Source organism: Afipia sp. GAS231 (assembly GCF_900103365.1).
GTDB lineage: Bacteria > Pseudomonadota > Alphaproteobacteria > Rhizobiales > Xanthobacteraceae > Bradyrhizobium.
On record NZ_LT629703.1, the window covers coordinates 4,285,660 to 4,308,566 of the forward strand.

Here is a 22,907-nt window from a genome sequence, read left to right on the forward strand (position 1 = left end):
CGATGAACGCACGCATTCTGGTGGTTGAAGACGAGGAAGCGCTGACCACGCTGCTGCGCTACAACCTTGATGCCGAAGGCTACGAAGTCGAGACCGTCGGCCGCGGCGATGATGCCGATACGCGGCTGAAGGAGCGGGTGCCCGACCTGATCGTGCTCGACTGGATGCTGCCGGGCCTGTCCGGCATCGAACTGTGCCGGCGCCTGCGGGCGCGGCCGGAGACCAAGCAACTGCCGATCATCATGCTGACCGCGCGCGGCGAGGAAAGCGAGCGCGTCCGGGGCCTGGCCACCGGCGCCGACGACTACATCGTCAAGCCGTTCTCGGTGCCGGAATTGCTGGCGCGGGTAAAAGGCCTGTTGCGGCGCGCCAGCCCCGAGCGGCTCGCCACCGTGCTGACCTACGGCGATATCGAGCTCGACCGCGAGAAACGCCGCGTCGCCCGCTCCGGCCGCCAGATCGATCTCGGCCCGACCGAGTATCGCCTGCTCGAGTTCTTCCTCGAGCATCCTGGCCGCGTGTTCTCGCGCGAGCAGTTGCTGGACAGCGTCTGGGGCCGCGACATCTATATCGACGAGCGCACCGTCGACGTTCACATCGGCCGCCTGCGCAAGCTGCTCAACCCCGGCCGCGAGCAGGACCCGATCCGCACCGTGCGCGGCGCCGGCTACGCGCTGGATGATCGCTTCGCGAAGGCGGAGCCGTAGGGCTCTTGTAGGGGCAGGCGGAGCAACAAACTCCGCCGTCGTCCCGGCCTTGAGCCGGGACCCATAACCACAAAATGTAATTGTTAGAAAAGAGCTGAAGCTCCAGCTCGGCATAACCGCGATCCATCGGCGGTTATGGGTCCCGGCCCCCGTGCGCAATTGCGCACTAGGCCGGGACGACGAAGCTTCGTCATTGCGAGGAGCGTAGCGACGAAGCAATCCATCCGTCAGCGAAGCAAGTCTGGATTGCTTCGCTCCGCTCGCAATGACGGAGAATTACCTTGTCGGCTTCGGCGCCGGGCGACGGCGATCGGAGGCCGGCTGGTAGGCGACGCGCGAGTGGTGCGCGCAGTAGGGCAGGCCGGCGAGCGCCTTGCCGCCGCAGAAGAAGAAGTCCGCGGTCGAGGGATCTCCGACCGGCCAGTGGCAGGTCGCCTCGTTCAATTCCAGGAGCGTCAGCCGCTGGCTCATCGGCACGACATTGTCGAAGGCGATCGGATCCGGCTCCATCTCGACTTCGAACGCATGCGCAAGCGCGGTGTTGCCGCGCGACACCGGACGCGCCACCCGCATCATGTGCTGGGCGGGGCGGGCCTTGCGCTGGCGCGGTGCTGCCGAAGAGGGGCTCTTGGCGCGGCCGGACAGGCCGAGCCGGTGCACTTTGCCGATCACCGCGTTGCGCGTCACATTCCCGAGTTCCGCGGCGATCTGGCTGGCGGACAGGCCGCCTTCCCAGAGCTTCTTAAGCTGCTCGACGCGATCGTCGGACCATGTCAATACCGTCATCGCATTCTTCCCTTCGCTTCGCGCTGGCCTATCGGGGGCAGCGCTGGCGATGCCAAATCTCAAATATCCCTGCGGTCAGAATCCCTTAGCCCTCGCCGGGCGCGAAAGCCGTGCCCGAACGTGAACGCCGTACAAATAGACTCTTGAGATCAGAACTGCCGCACGAGATGTCGTACCCGACAGCCCAGACGCTACAATATGGCGTGACTCTGGCGCAAGAGTCCGGGGCAGCGCGTCCACATGTTCCGACATCTAGGCATTGCAATGTGAGTTTTCCACCACACCGGAAATGTACGGATTGCCTTTTCTTGCAGTGCACGAGAGCGGCTGGAGCATGATCCGGAAAAATGGACACCGGTTTTCCGAAAAGATCATGCTCAAACAAGAAGATTAACGGGCCTGCAAGCAGGCCCTACGGCATGTTGACAGCCTTGGCCGCCAGCATAGAATGCCTCTCACGTGCCGCCTCAAAAGGCGGCACGTTTTGTTTTCGGATGACTGACCACAGCCGTGAGTGCACCAATACGGGTGTTCTCTGCGGCCGGTCTCAACCCTTCAGTGATCGCCATGACCAACAGCGCCGCGTCGCATCTGCTCCCCGTTTTCGCCAGGGTCGATCTCGGCTTCGATCGCGGCGAGGGCGCGTGGCTGGTCGCCACCAACGGCGATCGCTATCTCGATTTCACCTCAGGCGTCGCGGTCAATGCGCTCGGCCATTGCCATCCGCATCTGGTCTCTGCGCTGCAGGAGCAGGCCACCAAGCTGTGGCACATGTCGAACCTGTTCAAGTCGCCCGACGGCGACAAGCTCGCCGCGCGGCTGTGCGAGCAGAGCTTTGCCGACTTCGTGTTCTTCTGCAATTCCGGCGCCGAGGCGCTGGAATGCGTGATCAAGGTGACGCGCAAGTATCACGCCGCCAAGGGTCATCCCGAGCGCTATCGCATCATCACCTTCGAAGGCGCGTTCCACGGCCGCACGCTGGCGACCCTGGCCGCGACCGGCTCGGCCAAATATCTCGAAGGTTTCGGTCCGCCGATGGACGGCTTCGACCAGGTGCCGCATGGCGATCTCGAAGCGGTGAAGAAGGCGATCGGCCCGCACACCGCCGGCATCCTGATCGAGCCGGTGCAGGGCGAGGGCGGCGTCCGCTCGGCGCCGAACGCGTTCTTCAAGGCGTTGCGCGAATTGTGCGACAAGCACGGCCTGCTGCTGGCGTTCGACGAGGTGCAGACCGGCATGGGCCGCACCGGCGATCTCTTCGCCTACAAGCGCCTCGGCGTCACCCCCGACGTGATGTCGCTGGCGAAAGCGCTCGGCGGCGGTTTCCCGATCGGCGCCTGTCTCGCCACCGCGGAAGCCGCCTCCGGCATGACGCCGGGCTCGCATGGCTCGACCTTCGGCGGCAATCCGCTGGCGATCGCGGCGGCGAATGCCGTGCTCGACGTGATGCTGAAGCCCGGCTTCTTCGATCATGTGCAGAAGATGTCGCTGCTGTTGAAGCAGAAGCTGGCCTCGGTGGTCGATCGCTATCCGAACGTGCTGGCGGAAGTGCGCGGCGAGGGGCTTCTGGTCGGCGTCAAGGCCGTGGTGCCCTCGGGCGATCTCGTCAATGCGCTGCGCGATCAGAAGCTGCTCACGGTGGGCGCCGGCGACAATGTGGTGCGCTTCCTCGCGCCGTTGATCGTGAATGAATCCGAGATCGAGCAATCCGTGCAGATGCTCGAACGCGCCTGTGTCGCGCTGTCGGGCGCAACGTTAAAGAAGGCGGCGGGGTGATGAGCAAGCCCGTCCGTCACTTCCTCGACATCTCGGAACTGCCGCTGGCCGAGCTGCGCAACATGCTCGACGCCAGCGCCGCCATGAAGGCGAAGCTGAAGGCGCATGAAAAGAACCAGAAGCCGCTCGAAGGCAAGACGCTGGCGATGATCTTCGAACGGCCGTCGACCCGCACCCGCGTCTCGTTCGACGTCGGCATGCGCCAGCTCGGCGGCGAGTCCATCATGCTGACCGGCGCGGAGATGCAACTCGGCCGCGGCGAGACCATCGCCGATACCGCGCGCGTGCTGTCGCGCTATGTCGACGCCATCATGATCCGCATCCTCAACCACGAGGCGCTGCTGGAACTGGCCGCGCACGCCACCGTGCCCGTCATCAACGGGCTGACACGGCGCTCGCATCCCTGCCAGGTGATGGCCGACCTGATGACCTTCGAGGAGCATCGCGGGCCGATCGAGGGCCGCACCGTGGCCTGGACCGGCGACGACAACAACGTGCTGGCCTCGTGGGCGCATGCGGCCGAGCGCTTCAAGTTCAAGCTCAATGTCGCGACCCCGCCGCAGTTCGCGCCGAACAAGGCGATGAAGGACTGGATCAAGGCAACGCAAGCCCCGATCGTGCTCGGCGCCGATCCGGAGGAAGCCGTGCGCGGCGCCGATTGCGTCGTCACCGACACCTGGGTCTCGATGGGCGACAAGGAAGGCGAACATCGCCACAACGTGCTGAAGCCCTATCAGGTCAATGCCAAGCTGATGTCGCTGGCCAGCAAGGACGCGATCTTCATGCACTGCCTGCCGGCCCATCGCGGCGAGGAAGTCACCGACGAGGTGATCGACGGCCCGCAATCGGTGGTGTTCGACGAAGCCGAAAATCGCCTGCACGCGCAAAAGGGCATTCTGGCCTGGTGCTTTGGGACAGTGGCTTAGGGTTGCCTCTTTATCCCTCCCCCTTGTGGGGAGGGTGGCGCGAAGCGCCGGGTGGGGGTAGCGCACGGCAGTGCGCGAAGAATCCCTTTGTTGAAGCAGCCCCCCACCCGTCACATCGTTCGCTACGCTCACGATGTGCCACCCTCCCCACGAGGGGGAGGAACAAAATACCCCTTTCTTTCCACCTCCGCCGACCCCAGATAAAGCGCCATGTCCCAATCCCCAGATATCAAAATCACGGCCGAGGCCCCCATCCGCGCGCCATCGTCGGTTCCCGTCGATGACGCGGTGCTGCCGTTCGAGGTCAGTGAGCTCGACCTGCGCGGCCGGCTGACGCGCATGGGCCCCGCGCTCGACGACATCCTGACCAAGCACGATTATCCCGCCCCGGTCGGCAAGCTGCTCGGCGAAGCCATCGTGCTGACGACGCTGTTGGGCTCGTCGCTGAAGTTCGACGGCCGCTTCATCCTGCAGACCCAGACCGACGGCCCGGTGTCGTTCCTGATCGTGGATTTCCAGGCGCCGGATCGTTTACGTGCGTATGCGCGCTATGATGCCACGCAACTGAAGGACGGCCAGGATTCCGGCGCCCTGCTCGGCAAGGGCCACCTGGCGATGACCGTCGACCAGGGCCCGGACATGAGCCGCTACCAGGGCCTGGTCGCGCTCGACGGCGGCAATCTCGAAGACGCCGCGCATGAATACTTCCTGCGCTCCGAGCAGATCCCGACCCGGGTGCGGCTCGCCGTCGGCGAGGAGTGGCGCGGTGGCGGCGATGGCCCGAAGCATCGCTGGCGCGCCGGCGGCATGCTGCTGCAGTTTCTGCCCAAGGCCCCCGAACGGGCGCAACATGATCTCGATCCCGGTGACGTGCCCGAAGGCGTGGCGAAGCCCGAGATCGAGGAAGACGACGCCTGGGTCGAAGGCCAGTCGCTGATCGCAACCGTCGAGGACGTCGAGTTGATCGATCCGGATCTGTCCGGCGAGCGCCTGCTGTATCGTCTGTTCCATGAACGCGGCGTGCGGGTGTTTTCGCCGCTGTCGCTGCGCGCGCAATGCTCCTGCTCGCGCGACGCGGTCTCGTCGATGCTGAAAAGCTTTGCCGCGAAGGATCGCGCCGAGATGGTCAAGGACAACAAGGTGGTCGTGACCTGCGAGTTCTGCTCGTCGGTGTATGAGTTCACGCCGGAAGAAGCGGGCGTGGAGTAGGGCAAAAGCCTCTCGACGAAACGCAATTGCTGCGTGTAGATTTCCCCACCGTCGCCTGACGGGCCGATGCGCTGGGGGAAATCAAAAATGCGAACTGTATGTGTTGCTCTCGGACTCCTGTTGTCCGTCGTGCCCGCACGGGCGGACAAGGTCGTGGCCTCCGGCCGGCCGTTGATGCTTTATCAGGCTGCTGCGGCCAATCCCGATTGTTCGTCGGCCGGAGCGGTGGTTCTCCGGGTGGCGCAGCCGCCCGAGCATGGTCGGGCATCCGGCAGACCGGTGTGTTTCCGTCATTCTCCGAAGCCAATCCCCGAAGCGTGTGCAACCGCCGCCGCGTTTCGGGCGTGGTGGCGACCTATGTTTCGCAGCGCGGTTATCTCGGCCCGGATTTCGTCGTGCTCGAAGCGCTGTTTCCGGCCGGACGCGGCGTTCGCGTCCGGTTTCCGATCCGGGTCATGTAAGGCTCGCCTGCAGCCGATTGCGATCGCAAGCCTCAATCGGCCTTACTAATCTTTGTCAAATCAATGCGACGGGCAAATCATTTCTGATTATCGGAAATGGTGTCAATCCCTCGAATCAAAAATAAATCTCTAGCCACGTCGGGCAAATCAGAAGTAGGAATCCCGCCATCCTGTCCCACCAGAGCAACTGTGCTGGTAGACCGGCGATCGGCCGGGGCTCAAGACTGGCGCTGCCGCGCCCCCGCCTTCGGCGGCTGACGGCCTTGACCCCGTCCGCTCACCGGTCTTTGAGGTCGACCATGCGCTCGGTCGCAGACCGAGCGCGAGAGGATGCACTCGCTCAACTCAGCGCGTAACGGCTGGGGTCCCATTTCTGCCGTCGCGCGATCAGCGTGTTGCAGATGACGATCAGCTTGCGCATGCAGGCAATGAGCGCGACTTTCGGCTTCTTGCCCTTGGCGATCAGGCGTCGATAGAAGGCCTTGAGCGCCGGGTTGTTCTGCGTGACGGCCCCGAGACAGGGCATGTAGATCGCAGTGCGAATCCAGCGGCGGCCACCCTTGATATGACGCTCGCCGCGCCGTTGGCCACTATCGTCATCGTAAGGAGCCGCACCCAATAATGCGGCGGCGACCTCGTTGCTAACCTGCCCAAGCTCCGGCATGCCCGCGACGAGGTTCGCGGCGCTCGTCGCGGCGAAGCCAGGCACGCTCGCGATGATCTCGGCACGCTCGGCAAGGTGTGGCGTGGCCTTGATCTTGGCCGCAATGGCAGCCTCTAGCCCAGCAATTTCGCGGGCCAGGTCCTTCAAGATGCGGGCATGGGCTTTCTGAACCAATCCTGGTGCAGCATGCTCATTCTGGCTCTGCAAGCGGGTCTTCAACTCAACCAGTGCGATACGCGCCTTCACCAGCGCCAGCATCTCCTCATGCGCGGCATCGTAGCTCTGCTCCGGTGCCTCGTTGAATGTCTCGGCGAACCAAGCGATCATCTCCGCGTCGATCGCATCGTTCTTGGCCAGGCGTCCGGCCGATCGGGCGAAGCTGCGCACCCGCTTGGGGTCGACAATCCGCACCGCGATGCCGGCCTGACGCAGTACCTTGGCCCAGTCCCGCTCATAGCCGCCACTGGCCTCCATGACGGCCTTGTTCACCTTGTGCTTGCGCAGCCAGGCAACCAACCGGCGATGCCCCTGCGCGCTGCTCGGGTACGGTTGCCGCAGTGCCAGCACGCGAATGCATGCATCAATCTTGTCCTTGGCGACATCGATGCCCACGACGATGAGACCGTTTTGTGCCATCATCCACTCCCTTCCTTGCTCGTGCGGGCTCGAAGCCCATGCAACTGTTCGGGTTGAGGAAGACACCGGAGCTGTCCCTCGCTCTGATACAGGCTCTGTCGCCTTAGGGCGTTGCGGGCTCAGTTCCAGCGAACGGGCGGTTGGTAGGCAACCGCCCGTTCGCACATTCTGGCAGATCTCGCGGACACAAGGGGCGTAGGCCATCGTCGCAAACGAGGGACAGGGAGCGGTGGACGTGAGGTCGCGACTGACGAGCGCGGTCCTTGCGTACGGCGAAATCGTTTGGGTCCGACGCCCCGGTGCTGGCGTCAAGTTGGCGGAAGCGAAAGCTGAAGCCGGCGATGGTGGCAAGAAAGCCGGTCACCAGGACGATCTCGTATAAGCCGTAAAGCCATTGCGTGGGGGAGGCCGGATGTTCTCCGCTGAACCTGTATGCTCGTGGGCAGCATATTCCTATGCAACACGCCTGCGAGACCGCGGGTGCAGCGCGCATCCGGTCTTCCCCGCGCCCTCTTCTCTTTCGGAGGGCCAACGAAATGCAAAACTTCGGGCAGATGATGCCGCGAGATCGCGAAAGTGTGTTGTAGGGCGGATTAGCCGGAGGCGTAATCCGCCATCTCGCTCTCCACTCGGCGGATTACGCTTCGCTAATCCGCCCTACGAAGGCAACGATGGAGTCACGACCGTCAGTTCAACACCCGCTTGCCTTCCGGGCTGTCCAGCGAGAACGTCGGCACGTCGATCTCAAAACGTTCGCCGCTTTCGGTGACCATCTGGTAGCGGCCGGTCATGAAGCCGGAGGCGGTCGGCAGCGGCACGCCGGAGGTGTATTCGAAGCGTTCGCCAGGCGCGAGCACGGGCTGTTCGCCGACAACGCCTTCGCCGCGGACTTCCTGCTTGCGCCCGGTGGCGTCGGTGATGACCCAGTGCCGGGTGCGGAGCTGCACGGTCTCGGCGCCGGTATTGACGATCACGATGGTGTAGGACCAGAAATACTGGCCCTTCTCGGTCGCCGAGCGTTCCGGCATGAAGTTCGGTTCGACGGTAACTTCGATTTGACGGGTGACGGCGCGGTACATGCAAAAAAGCTTTCGAAAATCCTGTCGCACATCATACCTAACAAAGCTGGCGGAACCAATCGCCGGGCGGGCCGGCAGGGCCAATCGACGCAGGTTTCATCGCGGTTTCAACATAGTTCCGTTCTATAGCGCACCCCGCGTGCGGCCGGCCCGTATCTCGATGCGTACCTTGTGTGCAACTTGCGGGCCGATATGATCGATTTCGGTCAGTGCCAGCGTAAAATTGCCAACTGTCCAGACGGTGCCTGATGACGTCCATTGCCGATCCCATTGCCGTTGACGGTGCCAAAGCCGCGTCCGCGACCGGCGACGCGGCGGCCGTCGCTGCAGCACCGGCGATCGCGTTCCCGGCCGCCGGCGAGCGCGAATTGCGGCTCGACCTGTTTCGCGGGTTGGCGCTCTGGCTGATCTTCATCGATCATCTGCCGCCGAACATCCTGACCTGGTTCACGATCCGCAATTACGGATTTTCCGACGCCACCGAGATCTTCATCTTCATCTCCGGCTACACCGCGGCCTTCGTCTATGGCCGGGCGATGCTGCAGGCCGGCTTTGTGGTGGCGACCGCGCGGATCCTGCGGCGGGTCTGGCAGATCTATGTCGCGCACGTGTTCCTGTTCACGATCTTCCTGGCCGAGATTTCCTACGTCGCCACCAGCTTCGAGAACCCGCTCTACAGCGAAGAGATGGGCATCATGGATTTTCTCAAGCAGCCGGATGTCACCATCGTCCAGGCGCTGCTGCTGCGATTCCGCCCCGTCAACATGGACGTGCTGCCGCTTTATATTGTCCTGATGCTGTTCCTGCCGCTGATCCTGTGGCTGATGAAATGGAAGGCCGACGTCGCACTGGCGCTGTCGGCGCTGATCTATGTGCTGACCTGGCACTTCGACTGGTATCTCACCGCCTATCCGAACGGCTTCTGGTTCTTCAACCCGCTGGCCTGGCAGTTGCTGTTCGTGTTCGGGGCCTGGTGCGCGATGGGCGGGGCGCAGCGGATGTCGCGGCTGCTGTCGTCGCCGGTGACGATGTGGATTTGCTTCGTCTATCTGTTTGCCGCTTTCTGCGTCGCCCTGACCTGGTCTGTGCCTCAACTCGGCCGCCTGCCCCGCATCGTCGAGCAGTGGATGTATCCGATCGACAAGACCGATCTGGACGTATTGCGCTTCGCCCATTTCCTGGCGCTGGCGGCGATCACCGTGCGCTTCCTGCCCAGGGATTGGCCAGGGCTGAAATCGCCCTGGCTGCGACCATTGATCCTGTGCGGCCAGCATTCGCTTGAGATATTCTGCCTCGGTGTCTTCCTGGCTTTCGCAGGGCATTTCGTGCTGGCCGAAGTCTCCGGCGGTGCTGCAATGCACTTGCTGGTCAGCATCTCCGGAATCCTCATCATGTGGGGAATGGCGTGGGTGATTTCGTGGTACAAGCACTCCGCCGACAAGGGTGCGTCGAAAACAAAAAGCGCCGCCGGCAACGCCGATATGGCCGGAGGGGGCGCATGAGGTCCGCTGTCAGGACTCTGCTGGGTGTGACGCTGCTCGCCGGCCTGGCGGCCACCGGCTTCGCGCGCGCCGAGGATGCGCCCCAGCCCTGCGATGTGCCGGCCTATCTCCTGACCAGCGAAAGCTCGCTGCCGAAAGTCACCGAGGCCGTGAAAAAAGGCCAGCCGCTGACCATCCTGGTGGTCGGCAGCCGTTCCTCCTCGATCCCCTCCGCGGAAGCCAGCGCCTACCCCGCAAGGTTGCAGGCGGCGCTGAAAGAGCGGCTGCCGACGCTGCCGATCAACCTATCCGTAGAACTACAGAGCGCGAAAACCGCCGATGAGGCGGCCGCCACGCTCGTTAAGCTGGTGGAAGCAAAAAAGCCTACTTTGGTTATCTGGCAGACCGGCACCGTCGATGCTATGCGATCCGTCGATCCCGACGAGTTTCGCAGCGCCTTGGACGAAGGTGTTGTTGCGCTGCAAACCGCCGGAACCGATGTGGTCTTGGTCAATCTGCAATACAGTCCGCGCACGGAGACGATGATTTCAGCGCCGCCTTATCTGGATAATATGCGGGTGGTGGCGCAGCAGCACGACGTTCCGCTGTTCGACCGGTTTGCGATCATGCGCCACTGGAACGACGCCGGCGATTTCGACCTGTTTAGTACCGCGCACGGCCTGGATCTGGTCGAGCGCGTTCACGCCTGTCTCGGCCGCGCGCTGTCGAAATTCGTGATCGATAGCGCCCACCTTGATGCGGCGCAGCAGAATTAAGGGAACTAGCGTTAATGAGTTGTCACTACCCTTTTCGTTTGACCACATTTGCCGTCGCCGTTTTTGCGCTGCTGGCGCCTGCCTGCATTTTGCCGCTGCACGCGGAAGTTGCCCAGCCGCAGGTGGCACAGCAGGCCGCACTCGGCGGCAACGCCAAGCCTGAAGCTACCAAGCCTGAAGCCGCCAAGCCTGAAGCCGTCAAACCGCAGGCTGCGCCGACGACGGGCGGTTCAGCGACCACGGGTGCCGCCGGCGCCGGCAATGTCGTGGCCGTCGATCCGGCCAATCCGGCGGCGCAAAAGGGCATCGCCGGCCGGGCGATCGACAAGGTGAGGGAGGTCGCGAAATCGGCGTCCGATATCTTCAGCCGCGTGCCGTGTCTGTCGCCGAAGGGCGGTGCAAAATCGATGGGCTCGCTGCCGCATGTCGCGAGCAAACTCGCCGCGGGGCAGCCGGTCGTGATCGTCGCGTTCGGTTCGTCGTCGACCGACGGTTACGGCGCGTCGTCGCCGGAATTCAAATATCCCAACCGGCTCGCCGCGCAGTTGCGCCGGCACTATCCGACCGCCGACATCACCGTCGTCAACCGTGGCAAGGGCGGCGAGGACGCGCCCGAAATGATGAAGCGGTTGCAGGCCGAAGTGATCGACATGCATCCGGATATGGTGATCTGGCAGGTCGGCACCAACGCGGTGCTGCGCAACCTCGATCCGGGCGAGACCGCCACCATGGTCGAGGCGGGCGTCAAACGGATTCAGGAAGCGGGAGCAGACCTGGTGCTGGTCGATCCGCAATATTCGCCGCGCGTCAACGAGCACCCCGAGAGCACCGGCAAGATGGTCAAGCTGCTCGGCAGGGTCGCCGAACTCCGTCACGTCGGCGTGTTTCCGCGCTTCGAGGTGATGCGCGACTGGCACGAGAGGCAGGCGATCCCGATCGACAGCTTCGTCATCTCCGACGGCCTGCACATGAACGATTGGGGCTACGCCTGCTTCGCCCAACTGCTCGGCGACGACATCATCAAGTCGGTCGGCCAGATCAAGCTCGGCGTCAACGTGCCGTCCGACGTGCGGACCTACCGGCCGATGTAGCTGTCGTCCCTGCGAACGCAGGGACCCATACGCCGCGGCGGATATAATGAACGGCGGCTTCGTAGGGTGGGCAAAGGCGCACTTGCGCCGTGCCCACCAACAGTCTTTGTGATACGCGAGGGTGGGCACGCTTCGCTTTGCCCACCCTACGTACTCCATCCGCCGTCATTGCGAGGAGCGAAGCGACGAAGCAATCCAGACTTGCTTCAAGCGAGACTGGATTGCTTCGCTTCGCTCGCAATGACGGTGAATGCGCCTCACGCCTTCTCCAGCGCCGCCGCAAAGTCCTCGATCAGATCATCGGCATGCTCGAGCCCGGCGGAGAAGCGAATAAAGCCTTCGCTGATGCCGAGTTCGGCGCGCGCCTCCGGCGCCAGCCGCTGGTGCGTCGTGGTGGCGGGATGGGTGACGAGGCTCTTGGCGTCGCCGAGATTGTTCGAGATGCGCGAGATCTTCAACCCGTTGAGGCAGCGGAACGCGCCGGCCTTGCCGCCCTTGACCTCGAAGCCGATCAGGGTCGAACCGGCGCGCATCTGCTTCTTCACCAATGCAGCCTGCGGATGATCGGCGCGGCCGGGATAGATCAGCCGCGAGATCTTCGGATGGCTGGCGAGCGCATCCGCCACCTTCGCGGCGGTCTCGGTCTGCGCGCGCACGCGCACGGCCAGCGTCTCCAGCCCCTTCAGCAGCACCCAGGCATTGAACGGCGACATCGACGGGCCGGTCTGGCGCATGAAGTTGTGGATGTGCTCGGCGATGAAGGCTTCCGACGACAAAATGATGCCGCCGAGACAGCGGCCCTGGCCGTCGATGTGCTTGGTGGCGGAATAGACCACGACGTCGGCGCCGAGCGACAACGGGCTCTGCCAGATCGGGGTCGCGAACACGTTGTCGACGATCAGCCGCGCGCCGCCCTGATGCGCGATCTCGGCGATCGCCGAAATGTCCATCACGTCGAGCGTCGGATTGGTCGGGCTTTCGAGGAAGCACGTCTTGGTGTTCGGCCGCATCGCCTTCTTCCACTGGTCGAGGTCGAGACCGTCGACGAGGGTGGACTGGATGCCGTAGCGCGGCAGCAGGTCTTCCACCACATAGCGGCAGGACCCGAACATCGCCTTCGCCGCCACCACGTGGTCGCCGGCTTTCAGCGGCGCCAGGATCGCGGTGGTCACCGCGGCCATGCCGGTGGCGGTCGCGCGGGCGGCTTCGGCGCCTTCGAGCTCGATCATGCGGCGCTCGAACATCGAGATGTTGGGATTGGAAAACCGCGAATAGAGAAAGCCGGGATCCTCGCCCTTGAACCGCGCCTCGCATTGCTCGGCGCTGTCGTAAATGAACCCCTGGGTCAGAAACAGCGCCTCGGAGGTCTCGCCGTATTGCGAACGTAGGGTGCCGGAATGGACCAGCTTGGTTTCGGGACGATAGCGGGTGGTAGAATTAGCCTCAGACATGTGACCTCCGTCGTGACCATCCTTCGAAAATGGTCACAAAAAAACCGGCCTGGAAAAATTTCCACAAGCCGGGATCACACGCGTCCCCGGCCTGTTTAGCGACTTATTTAACGTGGCTGCAAGCCGGCCGGCTCAAATCACCACGGGATAAGTCATGCTGATATTCCCTCGCGCCCTTTTCGTCAAGGCGGCCATCGGATAACCCGTAAAAGCCCTTATTTATGAGGTCTGGATGGCATTTGGGCCATCCGACGGGCCGCCTCAGAGGACCACGCCGTGTCGTTTTCGCTGCCGCCCGACGCCAATGGAATTCTGCCCGACCGCATGATCGCAGCGATGGCGGATGCGGGTCTCATCCTGCCCGAATACCCCTTTGTCGAAAGCCAGATCCAGCCGGCGAGCCTCGATTTGCGCCTCGGCGATATCGCCTACCGGGTGCGCGCGAGCTTCCTGCCCGGGCCGGGCGCGACGGTGGCCGAGCGCATCGACGAATTGAAGCTGCATGAAATAGATCTAAGCGACGGCGCGGTGCTGGAGACGAATTGCGTCTACATCGTCCCGCTGTTGGAAAGCCTTGCGCTGCCGCGCGAGATCGTTGCGGCTGCGAACCCCAAGAGTTCGACCGGGCGGCTCGACGTGTTCACCCGCGTGATCGCCGACGGCACGCGCCGCTTCGACATGATCGGCGCCGGCTATCACGGCCCGCTCTATGCCGAGATCAGCCCGAAGACGTTCCCGGTGCTGCTGCGCGAGGGTTCGCGGCTCTCACAGGTGCGTTTCCGCACCGGCGACGCGATCCTCAATGCCGACGAACTCGATGCGCTGCACGCGGCCGAGCGGCTGGTCGATATCGACGATGCAGATTTGGCCAACGGCGTCGCGCTGTCGGTCGATCTGTCCGGCGAGAACGCAAACGGCTTTGTCGGCTACCGCGCCAAGCGCCACACCGGCGTGGTCGATATCGATCGCCGCGGCGGCTATGCAGTCGGCGAATTCTGGGAGCCGATCGAGGCGCGGCCCGACGGCAGTCTCATTCTCGATCCCGGCGAGTTCTACATTCTGGCGTCGAAAGAGGCCGTGCAGGTGCCCCCGGATTATGCGGCGGAAATGGTGCCGTTCGATCCCCTGGTCGGCGAATTCCGCGTCCACTATGCCGGATTCTTCGATCCTGGCTTCGGCTATGCCGGCGCCGGCGGGCAGGGCTCGCGCGCCGTGCTGGAGGTGCGCTCGCGCGAGGTGCCGTTCATCCTCGAACACGGCCAGATCGTCGGCCGCCTCGTCTACGAGAAAATGCTGGCGCGGCCCGACGCGATGTACGGCCAGAAGATCGGCTCGAACTATCAGGCGCAGGGCCTGAAGCTCTCCAAGCATTTCAAGGTCTGAGTCCGGACATCTTGTTCAATGCGCCGCGGCCGCGGCCGTCTTCGCTTTCCGCGTCAGCGCAACCGCCAGGGCTGCGATCACAAGCACCACGCCGATCACCGCAAAGGTGTCGCTGAAGCCCATCACCAGCGCCTGATGCTTCACGGTCTTGCCGAGCGCGATGATCGCCTGCTGATGCGCGGCGGCCGGATCGGGCACGCCATGCGCCATGAAATAGTCGGTCGTCTGGGCGATCCGGTTGCGCACTTCCTCGCGGCCGAGCGTCACCGACTGGCCGATGATGTTGGAATGAAACTGCTCGCGCTTGGTGATCACGGTGGCGAGCACGGCGGTGCCGATCGCGCCGCCGAGGTTGCGCAGCATGTTGCTGATACCCGACGCGGCCGCGGCGTCCTGCGGCGCGGTGGCGCTTGTCGATACCGAGGTCAACGGGGTCAGCACCATGGCCTGGCCGATGGCGCGCACGATGTTGGGAATCCAGAGCTGGTCGCCGGCATAGTCGGGCGACATCGCCGTGTTCATGAAACAGCTATAAGCGAAGATCAGGAGGCCGGTGATGGCGATATAACGGGCGTCGAGGCGTTGCATCAGCCTTGGGATCAGCGGAATCAGCAGCAATTGCGGCAGACCGGTCCACGCCAGCACGGCGCCGATCTGCTCGGCATTGTAGCCCTGCGCCTGGCCGAGATAGGCCGGCAGGATATAGACCGATCCGAACAGCGCAAAGCCGAGCAGCGTCACCGCGATGGTGCCGAACCCGAAATTGCGCCGCTTCAGGAGCCGCAGCCGGATCAGCGGCTTTTCGACCGTCAGTTCGATCCAGACGAACAGCGACAGGCTTACCAGCGCGATAACAGCCAGTCGCAGGATGAAGGGGGAGGCGAACCAGTCGTCCTTGTTACCTTCCTCAAGCACGGTCTGGAAGGCGGACAATCCGATAGCCATGGTGAAGATGCCGGCCCAGTCGCCCTCTCTCAAGAGCTTGAACTGCATCGGCTGCCGCTCCAGCGTGAAATAGAGCGCGGTCACCATCACGATGGTCGGCACCACGTTGACGAAGAAGATGGTTCGCCAGCCGTAATTCTCGGTGAGATAGCCGCCGATGGTCGGCCCGATCGCAGGTGCAAAGGTGACCGACAGGGCGAAGATGGCGAGGCCCACCGGCTGCTGCGGCTTCGGCAGCTTGGTCAGCACCAGCGTGAACGCCATCGGGATCAGCACGCCGCCGGCAAAACCCTGCAGGCCGCGCATCGCGATCATCGAAGGCAGATCGTGGGTGAAGGCACACGCCACCGAGAAGGCCGCAAACAATGCGGCGCTGGCCAGCATGTAGCGGCGGAACGAGAACACGCGGCTGAGATAGTCGGTCAGGGGAATGACGACGATCTCGCCGATCAGGTAGGAGGTCGAGATCCACGAGCCGTTGTCGACGCCGGTGCCGATGCCGCCTTCGATGTTGAGCAGCGAGGCGTTGGTGATCTGGATGTTCAGGATCGCCATGAACGAGCCGATCATGGCGGCGAGCACGGCGATCCAGGTGGTGGCGCTGGCGCGATCAGATGTTGTGGGCGAGGTCGGAAGCGCTGATGTCGAGGCGGACGGGCTGAGATTTGACATGGCACGATGCTCCCTGAACAGAATTCGAAACCTTGGTTGCGGCCCCCGCCTGGCGGATCGGCGCCTTGGCGCGGGTCTCGATGGTCGGGATCACGGACATGCCCGGCCGCAGCTCCACGAGCGAAGCGTTGCCGCGGTCGAGCGCGATCTTCACGGGAATGCGCTGCACGACCTTGGTGAAGTTGCCGGTGGCGTTGTCCGGCGGCAGCAGCGCGAATTCCTGGCCGCTGGCCGGTGCGATGCTGTCGACATGGCCGTGCACGATCTGGCCGGGGAACATGTCGACGGCGATGTCCACCGCCTGTCCCTCATGCACGTCGGTGAGCTGCGTCTCCTTGTAGTTGGCAACCACATAGGCGCCGCTGGCCGGCACCACCGACATCAACTGCGTGCCAGCCTGCACGAACTGGCCGACCCGCAGCGTGCGGTTGCCGACCACGCCGTCGATCGGAGCTGTAATGGTGGTGTAGCCGAGATTGAGTTCGGCCTGATTCTGGATCGCCTGAGCCCGCGACAATGCAGCATTGGCCTGCACGATCTCGGCCTTGAGCAGGTCGACCTGCTTTTGCGCCGACGTCAGGTTGGCGGTATCGCGCGCCAACGCGGCCTGTGCGCCGCCGTTGCGCGATTGCGCCTGCTGCGCATTCTGCACGCTGCCGTATCCGGTGGTCGCAAGATCGGAATAGCGCTTGTTTTCCTGAACTGCGAAAGTCAGCGTAGCCCGGTCGACTTCGAGCGTGGCCTCGGCTGCGGCGATGACGGCCTGCTGGACTTCGAGTTGCGCCTGCTTGCTCGTAATCGCCGCTTGCGCCGCGGCGACATCAGCCTTGGCCTGGTCGAGCGCGACCTTGAAATCCCGGTCGTCGATCCGCGCCAGGACCTGTCCGGCCTTGACGCGCTCGTTGTCGCCGACGAGCACCTGATGCAGGTAGCCCGAAACCTTCGGCGCGATCGTGGTGTTATCGGCCTTCACGTAGGCGTCGTCGGTGGAGACCAGGTATTGCCCGACCGTCCAGTAATCCCACCCATACCACACGCCACCGGCCAGTACGGCCAGCGCCGCACCGGTCAGCAAGGCCTTGCGAAAATTAAACTTTCTGACTGCCGGCTGGGCCGGGGCCGTCGTTTCGGTGAGGCCGGGCAGCAAGTCCTTGCTGATGTCGGCTGGAACCGGGCTCTCGATCTCGAAGGAGGTGGAATGGCGGGTCATGGGTGTCGCCCTCAATTAGGAAACTTGATATTTTCCAAAATAGACCCTACCTTTGAACTGTCAATAGAATGACAGGCATCATTTAATCACATGGCTGAGATCAAGATCACCCGAGCCCCCGACCAGAGCGGGGATCCCTGCGAAGAGCGCCGCCTCCGGGGGCGACCACGGGTTCGCCCCGACGACGAAACGCGCCAGGTCATCTACGAAGCGGCACGGCACGAGTTCTCAAACAATGGCTATGCCGCGACCAGTATCGAGAGCGTGGCGCGCCGCGCCGGGGTCTCGACCAAAACGCTCTACCGTTTAATCCCGAACAAAGCGGCGCTGTTCGAAGGCATGACGTCGGATCGGATCGATCGGTTTCTGTCCGAAATCAATCTGGAGGCGATCGATCATGCCGAGATCGACGAAGCGCTGTTCGCGGCGCTGATGGCCTGCGCCGATCTCGCGCTCGACAAGGAGGTCGTTGCGCTTCAGAGCATGGTGCTGCAGGAGGCCGGAAAATTCTCCGATCTGGCCGGAGCGTTCTACCGCAACGGAATCCAGCGGGCCGTCAAGGCGCTGGCCGACTGGCTGACCACGCAGGAGAAACGCGGGTTGATCAGGCTCGACGATGCCGAAGAAGCCGCCGGGATGTTGCTTGGCATGGTCGCGGATGCGCCACGGCGCGCCACCATGTTCGGTGGCCTTCCATTGCCATCGCGCCCGCAAATCGAAGCACGAGTCCGGAAATGCGTCGGCGTATTCCTCAGGGGATATCGAGCGGCGTGAGTTAACTGCCCGTTACGTGCACGCCGGGCCGCTCGCCCGCATTCCATTTGCCATCGATGGCCCGCTCGATCTGGGCCGCGAGCTGAAGCAGCAGGCCGTCATTGGCCTGCTTCGCCTGCGCCTGGATGCCGAGCGGCAATCCGTGTTCATGTGTCGCCATCGGCAGCGAGATCGCGGGGATGCCGCAGAGGTTCGCCAGCGGCGTGAACGCGAAATTGCGCCAGAGATTGCCGAACCAGTCCGCTACCGACGGATTGTCGCTGATCGTGAGGTACTCCGTGGTGCCGACCTTCGGCGTCGGCAGCGCGGTGATCGGCGTCAGGATAATATCCCAACGCTCGAAGAAATCGCCGAAGCCGCGCGACGTGGTGTTGAACACCGCCTGCATCCGCGCGCGTTCGGTAAAGCTGGTGTGCCGGCCGGCTTCCCAGATCCGGATGTTGACGGGCTCGATGAGGTCGGCCGGCGGCCGGTCGAGCCCGCGCGCGGCCAGCATGTTGCCGATCACCTGGGCGAAGTTGCTGACATAGCAGGTCGTCTGCGCCTCGAAGGCTGCGGGAAAGTCCAGTTCCGGCAGCGCGTAATCGACGTGATGGCCGAGGCCTTCGAGGAATTTTCCGACCCGCGCGAGTTCGGCCGCGATCTGCGGCGTCGCGCGATACGCGCCCCATTGGTGCGAGAGCGCGATGCGGAGCCGGCCCGGATCGCGCTTGATCATTTCGGTATAAGGCTCCGGCGTGGTCCAGAACGGCATGAACTCGCCGGGCGCGGGCCCGCGGCAGGCGTCGACGAAAGCGGCAGTGTCGCGCACCGAACGCGACTGGCAGCCCTGAATCGAGACCAGCCCGGTCAGATCGGACAGATGCGGCGCGAGCGAGAACACGCCGCGCGACACCTTCAGCCCTATATTGCCGTTGACGCCGGCCGGAATCCGGATCGAGCCGCCGCCGTCGGTCGCATGCGCGATCGGCAACGCACCGGCCGCAACCATCGCGGCGCTGCCGGCCGACGATCCGCAGGTGGTGTAGTCGGTGTTCCAGGGATTGCGCGTGACATAGACGGCGGGATTTTCCGCCGAACTGCAGACCCCGAACTCCGGCGTGGTGGTGCGCCCGATGAGATTGAGTCCCGCCTGACGAAATTTTCCGGTCAGGAACGTATCTGCGGTCGCGCGGTTGCCGCGCATGATCAGTGAACCCATTTCCTGCAGCCGGCCCTTCATGGTCGGGCCGAGATCCTTCATCAGGAACGGCAGACCTGCGAAGGGCCCGTCGGGGTTGGCGCCGTTGCTGACGGGATCGGCGATCGCGTCCTCGAACACTTCGACGACGGCCGACAGCGCGGGATTGACCTTGGCGATCCCGGCCGCCGCCTGCTTCGCCAATTCCTTTGCCGTGAGTTCGCCCTTGCGGACGCGTGCGGCCAACGCCGTGCCGTCGTGTCGCGTCCACTCGTCCCAGCTCATCGGTAGTGTCATGCAATCGATCCCTTCGGCGTTGCTTCGGACCTTAGTTTCGCAAGCGTCCGCGTCAAGGCAATCCAGCCTCGCGCGCGGCGCATTGCGCCGCCTCGCGCGCGATGACAATGTGCTTCCACAAAAATGGGAGTGAAGCGATGGCAGGGCAGGATGGCGAACGCGAAGCGCAATGGACGAAATGGCGCAGCGTCGCCGATCTCTACCATGCGTTTTTCACCGGCCTCATTCTCATCGTGGTCTCCAGGCGCGGCACCGCGGATGCCGCCGAATTCGTATTCCGGGTGTTCCGCCGCCAGCAGCAGGAGCGCTTCCTGCCGGGGTTGGTCAAACTCGGCCTCGATCATCTGCCGCCGGCGGTCGCGGCCGCGCGATATCACTATCTCTCGAACTGGATCGGCGGCGTCCATGTCGAATACATGCACGAGACCGATCGCAAGGCCTGGATCCGCTATCCACCGCCGCGCTGGATCTGGCGGGGGACTGCGATCTGCGGCGTGCCCGGCGAAGTCTCGCGCGCGATGCTGCGCGGCTGGCACGCCAACAACGGTGTGGCGCTCGGCAACCTCAATCTCGGCTTCGTCTGTACCAAGCAGAGCGTTGACGGCCAGGACGGGCTCGAAGGCTACTATTGCGAATACGACCATCCGCTCGAGCTCGACGCGCGGCTGGTGTTCGCGCGGCACCTCGAAGCGCCCTTGTTCGATCCGGCCACCGCGCCGGCGCTGCCGGTCGATAGCTGGCCGAAGCCGCGGCTGGAGAAGGCCTATCGCAACTACGCGATGGAATATGTGAAGACCGCGGCTCCGGTGATGGTGCAGGTGTTCGGGCCGGAAGACGCCGGCTATCTGCTGCACCTCACCGGAAAGCTGATCGGCATGCAGTATTTCCACGAGATCGCGAACAGCTTTGCGATGGGTCAGGATGCAGCGAAAGGCTCGTCGAAGGATTTCGTCGCGTTCCTGCGCGTGCTGTTCGAGTCGCAGGACGATGTCGCCGAGATCAGCACCTCGGAGGGCGCCTTCGAAGTGCGGCAGCAGAGCTGGAAGCTGATGGCCGATGTCGGCGATTATCACCCGGCCTGCGCCAACGTTCTCACAGGTCTGTTCGAGGGCCTGGCGGCCGGCTGCGGCCGCCACATTCCAGTGCACTTGAAGCCGCCGGTCGGTGGCAAGGCGCCGTTTGTCTGGTCGATCGGGTAGAAGAACCCGCTCGCCTGCAATCGTGCAGGCCCCCCTTGCGCCCCGTGCACAGGGAATCCGGCCCGGTCGTGGTAGGACAACCCCGCGGCGCAGCAATCAGACTGCGCGGCGGGAGACGAAATGCCCGATATTGCCGTCGCCGAACTGCCCGTAGACGAGGACGAGCGTCCGCTTCCGCCGCCGGAAGCGCCGGCGAAGAACGCGCTGCTCGATCGCCCGATTCTGCCGACATTGCTGTGGCTCGCATGGCCCAACGTGATCGCGCTCAGCGCCAGCACTTGCGTGGTCATCGCCGAGACCTCCTATATCGGCCGGCTTGGCGTCGAGTCGCTGGCTGCGATGGCGCTGGTGTTTCCCTGCGTGATCCTGACCATGACGATGTCGGGCGGCGCCATGGGCGGCGGCGTCGCCTCCGCCATCGCGCGTGCGCTCGGCGCCGGCGATGTCGAGCGCGCCTCGACGCTGGCCGCCCACGCGCTGCTGATAGGCGTCTGCTTCGGGCTGACTTTCATGCTGGGCATGCTGATCTTCGGTCCGAAGCTGCTGGAACTGCTCGGTGGCCGCGGCAACGTGCTGACGCAGGCGATCGCCTATACGCAAATCTTCTTCGGTGGCGCGGTGGCGCCGTGGCTGATGAACACGATGGCCGGCGTGCTGCGCGGCACCGGCAACATGAAACTGCCGTCGCTGATGATGCTGTCATCAGCGGTCTGCCAGATCATTCTCGGCGGCACGCTCGGCCTCGGTCTCGGTCCGATCCCGCAATTCGGCATGCGCGGCGTCGCCGCCGGCTCGCTGACCGCCTATCTCATCAGCATCTCCGTGATGTCCTGGTACCTGTTTTCAGGACGGTCGCGCGTGATTCCAAAACTCTTCGGCCTCAAGATTCAAGGGGCGATGTTCTTCGACATCCTCAAGGTCGGCGCCATCTCCTGCTTCTCGCCGCTGCAATCGGTGCTGACCATCAGCATCTTCACCCACATGCTGGCGAGCTTCGGCACCGAAATTCTTGCCGGCTACGGCATCGGCGCGCGGCTCGAATTCCTGCTGACGTCGGTATCGTTCGCGGTCGGCATCGCTTCGGTGCCGATGATCGGCATGTCGGTCGGCGCGGGACGCATCGCGCGGGCCCGGCGCGTGGCATGGACCGCGGGGTTCGTTTCGTTCCTCGCGGTCGGCACCATCGCGACCTTGATCGCGATCTTCCCCGACGTCTGGGTCAACCTGTTCACCAAGGATGCCAGCGTGCGTGCCGCGAGCCATCAATATCTGTCGACGGCGGCGCCGATGTACGCCTTCATTGGTCTCGCGTCGTCGATGTATTTTTCATCGCAGGGCGCGGCCAAGGTGATCGGCCCGGTCATGGCGCAGAGCGCGCGGCTGTTGTTCATCGGCACCGGCGGCTGGTGGCTGTCGACCCACAATGCCACCGCGCAGGACTTCTTCATGCTGGCGGCCGCCTCAATGGTGGTGCTCGGCGTGTTGTCCTGCGCCAGCGTTGTGCTGACGCGGTGGGGGCCGAAGCAGGCCGAGGTGCCGGCCGCACGGCCGGCGTTGTCGTAATGTCGGGACCAGCGTCGTCGTTTGAGATCGTCATTGCGAGCGAAGCGAAGCAATCCATCTAGCCGCAAAGTAAGTCTGGATTGCTTCGTCGCTTTCGCTCCTCGCAATGACGGCGAGGGCGGTAACTACCTTCGCCGATGCCTTCGCCCGTGCCTGCCGCCGCCGACATTGGCCATGCGCATCAGTTGCGGCACCATACCCATCAGGTCGCCGCCACCGCCGCCGAGCATGCCCATGAAATCGCTGCCGCCGTAGCCGCCGATGCCGGCGCCGTAACCTTCGGGCGCGTATCCGCCGCCATAGCCGCCGGGGATCATTCCGCCGAAACCGCCGGGAATTCCACCGCCGCCTTCCATCATGCGGCCCATCATCGGCCCCATGGTCTGCATCATCATGGCGAAGCGGCGCTTGCCCATCCTCGCCTTCATCATTTCCAGCATCGGCGCCATCTGCGTCATCATGTCTTCGCCGCCGCCTCCGCCGCCCACAAACTGCGCGTTGGCCGGCATCGACGTGAGCGTAAACAGCAGCAGCAGCGTCGCCGCCTGGCACACCACCTTGTCAGCTCCGGTCATGGTTCGACTCCCCGTGCGGCTCGCAATGCCCGCGGACGCGGCGCCATTCGAACGCACGGGGCGAGG

General features: G+C 63.9%; 20 protein-coding genes and 1 riboswitch. Of the genes, 12 read left to right on the forward strand and 8 right to left on the reverse strand.

Annotation, left to right across the window (positions count from 1 at the left end; translation table 11 throughout):
• The first annotated feature begins 2 nt into the window (after positions 1 to 2).
• Positions 3 to 707, forward strand: coding sequence for a phosphate regulon transcriptional regulator PhoB (phoB, locus tag BLS26_RS20125; protein WP_092513992.1), 705 nt, complete (start codon positions 3 to 5; stop codon positions 705 to 707).
• Between the two features lie 276 nt (positions 708 to 983).
• Here the strand turns inward: phoB and BLS26_RS20130 are convergent, their stop codons facing one another.
• A complete protein-coding gene (locus tag BLS26_RS20130; protein WP_092513994.1) occupies positions 984 to 1,493 on the reverse strand; it encodes a GcrA family cell cycle regulator in 510 nt (169 codons plus the stop codon).
• 567 nt (positions 1,494 to 2,060) lie between these two features.
• Here BLS26_RS20130 and BLS26_RS20135 point away from each other — a divergent pair.
• The 4 genes from BLS26_RS20135 (at position 2,061) to BLS26_RS36790 (ending at position 5,865) form a co-directional block, all read left to right on the forward strand.
• Entirely contained in the window at positions 2,061 to 3,269 is a 1,209-nt protein-coding gene (locus BLS26_RS20135; RefSeq protein WP_172804806.1) for an aspartate aminotransferase family protein, read from the forward strand.
• On the forward strand, positions 3,269 to 4,195 hold the full coding sequence (gene argF, locus BLS26_RS20140; RefSeq protein WP_092513996.1) for an ornithine carbamoyltransferase: 927 nt from the start codon (positions 3,269 to 3,271) through the stop codon (positions 4,193 to 4,195). Before BLS26_RS20135 ends, argF begins: the two co-directional genes overlap by 1 nt.
• Positions 4,196 to 4,405: 210 nt before the next feature.
• Complete coding sequence (locus BLS26_RS20145) at positions 4,406 to 5,404, forward strand: Hsp33 family molecular chaperone (protein ID WP_092513998.1); 999 nt, start codon at positions 4,406 to 4,408, stop codon at positions 5,402 to 5,404.
• 281 nt (positions 5,405 to 5,685) lie between these two features.
• Positions 5,686 to 5,865, forward strand: a complete 180-nt coding sequence (locus BLS26_RS36790) for a hypothetical protein (protein ID WP_244541632.1) — start codon at positions 5,686 to 5,688, stop codon at positions 5,863 to 5,865.
• Between the two features lie 340 nt (positions 5,866 to 6,205).
• Here the strand turns inward: BLS26_RS36790 and BLS26_RS20155 are convergent, their stop codons facing one another.
• Together BLS26_RS20155 and apaG are read right to left on the reverse strand one after the other, a co-directional pair.
• The gene (locus BLS26_RS20155) at positions 6,206 to 7,141 is read right to left on the reverse strand and encodes an IS110 family transposase (protein WP_244541633.1); all 936 of its coding nucleotides are present in this window, start codon (positions 7,139 to 7,141) and stop codon (positions 6,206 to 6,208) included.
• A gap of 710 nt (positions 7,142 to 7,851) precedes the next feature.
• Complete coding sequence (gene apaG / locus BLS26_RS20160) at positions 7,852 to 8,244, reverse strand: Co2+/Mg2+ efflux protein ApaG (RefSeq protein WP_092514000.1); 393 nt, start codon at positions 8,242 to 8,244, stop codon at positions 7,852 to 7,854.
• 248 nt (positions 8,245 to 8,492) lie between these two features.
• On the opposite strand from apaG, the gene BLS26_RS20165 reads away from it, so the two are divergent.
• From BLS26_RS20165 to BLS26_RS20175, 3 genes are read left to right on the forward strand one after another with little or no spacing between them, the layout of a single operon-like run.
• The gene (locus BLS26_RS20165) at positions 8,493 to 9,746 is read left to right on the forward strand and encodes an OpgC domain-containing protein (RefSeq protein ID WP_092514002.1); all 1,254 of its coding nucleotides are present in this window, start codon (positions 8,493 to 8,495) and stop codon (positions 9,744 to 9,746) included.
• Entirely contained in the window at positions 9,743 to 10,501 is a 759-nt protein-coding gene (locus tag BLS26_RS20170; protein ID WP_092514004.1) for a lipolytic enzyme, read from the forward strand. Before BLS26_RS20165 ends, BLS26_RS20170 begins: the two co-directional genes overlap by 4 nt.
• 14 nt (positions 10,502 to 10,515) lie before the next feature.
• Complete coding sequence (locus tag BLS26_RS20175) at positions 10,516 to 11,592, forward strand: SGNH/GDSL hydrolase family protein (protein ID WP_244541634.1); 1,077 nt, start codon at positions 10,516 to 10,518, stop codon at positions 11,590 to 11,592.
• A 257-nt stretch (positions 11,593 to 11,849) separates the two neighbouring features.
• Here BLS26_RS20175 and BLS26_RS20180 read toward each other — a convergent pair whose 3' ends face one another.
• Positions 11,850 to 13,043, reverse strand: a complete 1,194-nt coding sequence (locus BLS26_RS20180; protein WP_092514006.1) for an O-succinylhomoserine sulfhydrylase — start codon at positions 13,041 to 13,043, stop codon at positions 11,850 to 11,852.
• 74 nt (positions 13,044 to 13,117) lie between these two features.
• A riboswitch (SAM riboswitch) is annotated at positions 13,118 to 13,197 on the reverse strand.
• Between the two features lie 122 nt (positions 13,198 to 13,319).
• Here BLS26_RS20180 and BLS26_RS20185 point away from each other — a divergent pair.
• On the forward strand, positions 13,320 to 14,426 hold the full coding sequence (locus BLS26_RS20185; protein WP_092514008.1) for a 2'-deoxycytidine 5'-triphosphate deaminase: 1,107 nt from the start codon (positions 13,320 to 13,322) through the stop codon (positions 14,424 to 14,426).
• 15 nt (positions 14,427 to 14,441) lie between these two features.
• Here BLS26_RS20185 and BLS26_RS20190 read toward each other — a convergent pair whose 3' ends face one another.
• Positions 14,442 to 16,043, reverse strand: a complete 1,602-nt coding sequence (locus BLS26_RS20190; RefSeq protein WP_172804644.1) for a DHA2 family efflux MFS transporter permease subunit — start codon at positions 16,041 to 16,043, stop codon at positions 14,442 to 14,444.
• Entirely contained in the window at positions 15,982 to 17,253 is a 1,272-nt protein-coding gene (locus BLS26_RS20195; RefSeq protein ID WP_092514012.1) for an HlyD family secretion protein, read from the reverse strand. Before BLS26_RS20195 ends, BLS26_RS20190 begins: the two co-directional genes overlap by 62 nt.
• Positions 17,254 to 17,343: 90 nt before the next feature.
• Here BLS26_RS20195 and BLS26_RS20200 point away from each other — a divergent pair, with 90 nt between their 5' ends.
• Complete coding sequence (locus BLS26_RS20200; RefSeq protein WP_092514014.1) at positions 17,344 to 18,027, forward strand: TetR/AcrR family transcriptional regulator; 684 nt, start codon at positions 17,344 to 17,346, stop codon at positions 18,025 to 18,027.
• 1 nt (position 18,028) lies between these two features.
• Here BLS26_RS20200 and BLS26_RS20205 read toward each other — a convergent pair whose 3' ends face one another.
• Positions 18,029 to 19,504 carry an amidase gene (locus BLS26_RS20205; RefSeq protein ID WP_172804645.1) on the reverse strand — a complete coding sequence of 492 codons (1,476 nt, stop codon included), beginning with the start codon at positions 19,502 to 19,504 and terminating at the stop codon, positions 18,029 to 18,031.
• A 137-nt stretch (positions 19,505 to 19,641) separates the two neighbouring features.
• On the opposite strand from BLS26_RS20205, the gene BLS26_RS20210 reads away from it, so the two are divergent.
• Together BLS26_RS20210 and BLS26_RS20215 are read left to right on the forward strand one after the other, a co-directional pair.
• Positions 19,642 to 20,703, forward strand: a complete 1,062-nt coding sequence (locus BLS26_RS20210; protein WP_092514018.1) for a hypothetical protein — start codon at positions 19,642 to 19,644, stop codon at positions 20,701 to 20,703.
• A 120-nt stretch (positions 20,704 to 20,823) separates the two neighbouring features.
• On the forward strand, positions 20,824 to 22,266 hold the full coding sequence (locus BLS26_RS20215) for an MATE family efflux transporter (RefSeq protein WP_092514020.1): 1,443 nt from the start codon (positions 20,824 to 20,826) through the stop codon (positions 22,264 to 22,266).
• Between the two features lie 125 nt (positions 22,267 to 22,391).
• On the opposite strand, the gene BLS26_RS20220 is transcribed toward BLS26_RS20215, so the two are convergent.
• A complete protein-coding gene (locus tag BLS26_RS20220) occupies positions 22,392 to 22,841 on the reverse strand; it encodes a hypothetical protein (protein WP_092514022.1) in 450 nt (149 codons plus the stop codon).
• Positions 22,842 to 22,907: the final 66 nt, after the last annotated feature.

Bases quoted from the DNA above. Each gene is read 5' to 3' on its own strand.
- BLS26_RS20210 (WP_092514018.1), top strand. From the start codon at position 19,642: ATGGCAGGGCAGGATGGCGAACGCGAAGCGCAATGGACGAAATGGCGC.
- argF (WP_092513996.1), top strand. From the start codon at position 3,269: ATGAGCAAGCCCGTCCGTCACTTCCTCGACATCTCGGAACTGCCGCTG.
- BLS26_RS20205 (WP_172804645.1), bottom strand. From the start codon at position 19,504: ATGACACTACCGATGAGCTGGGACGAGTGGACGCGACACGACGGCACG.
- BLS26_RS20190 (WP_172804644.1), bottom strand. From the start codon at position 16,043: ATGTCAAATCTCAGCCCGTCCGCCTCGACATCAGCGCTTCCGACCTCG.
- BLS26_RS20170 (WP_092514004.1), top strand. From the start codon at position 9,743: ATGAGGTCCGCTGTCAGGACTCTGCTGGGTGTGACGCTGCTCGCCGGC.
- BLS26_RS20195 (WP_092514012.1), bottom strand. From the start codon at position 17,253: ATGACCCGCCATTCCACCTCCTTCGAGATCGAGAGCCCGGTTCCAGCC.
- BLS26_RS20180 (WP_092514006.1), bottom strand. From the start codon at position 13,043: ATGTCTGAGGCTAATTCTACCACCCGCTATCGTCCCGAAACCAAGCTG.
- BLS26_RS20175 (WP_244541634.1), top strand. From the start codon at position 10,516: ATGAGTTGTCACTACCCTTTTCGTTTGACCACATTTGCCGTCGCCGTT.
- BLS26_RS20215 (WP_092514020.1), top strand. From the start codon at position 20,824: ATGCCCGATATTGCCGTCGCCGAACTGCCCGTAGACGAGGACGAGCGT.
- BLS26_RS20145 (WP_092513998.1), top strand. From the start codon at position 4,406: ATGTCCCAATCCCCAGATATCAAAATCACGGCCGAGGCCCCCATCCGC.
- BLS26_RS20165 (WP_092514002.1), top strand. From the start codon at position 8,493: ATGACGTCCATTGCCGATCCCATTGCCGTTGACGGTGCCAAAGCCGCG.
- BLS26_RS20220 (WP_092514022.1), bottom strand. From the start codon at position 22,841: ATGACCGGAGCTGACAAGGTGGTGTGCCAGGCGGCGACGCTGCTGCTG.
- phoB (WP_092513992.1), top strand. From the start codon at position 3: ATGAACGCACGCATTCTGGTGGTTGAAGACGAGGAAGCGCTGACCACG.
- BLS26_RS20135 (WP_172804806.1), top strand. From the start codon at position 2,061: ATGACCAACAGCGCCGCGTCGCATCTGCTCCCCGTTTTCGCCAGGGTC.
- BLS26_RS20200 (WP_092514014.1), top strand. From the start codon at position 17,344: ATGGCTGAGATCAAGATCACCCGAGCCCCCGACCAGAGCGGGGATCCC.
- apaG (WP_092514000.1), bottom strand. From the start codon at position 8,244: ATGTACCGCGCCGTCACCCGTCAAATCGAAGTTACCGTCGAACCGAAC.
- BLS26_RS20130 (WP_092513994.1), bottom strand. From the start codon at position 1,493: ATGACGGTATTGACATGGTCCGACGATCGCGTCGAGCAGCTTAAGAAG.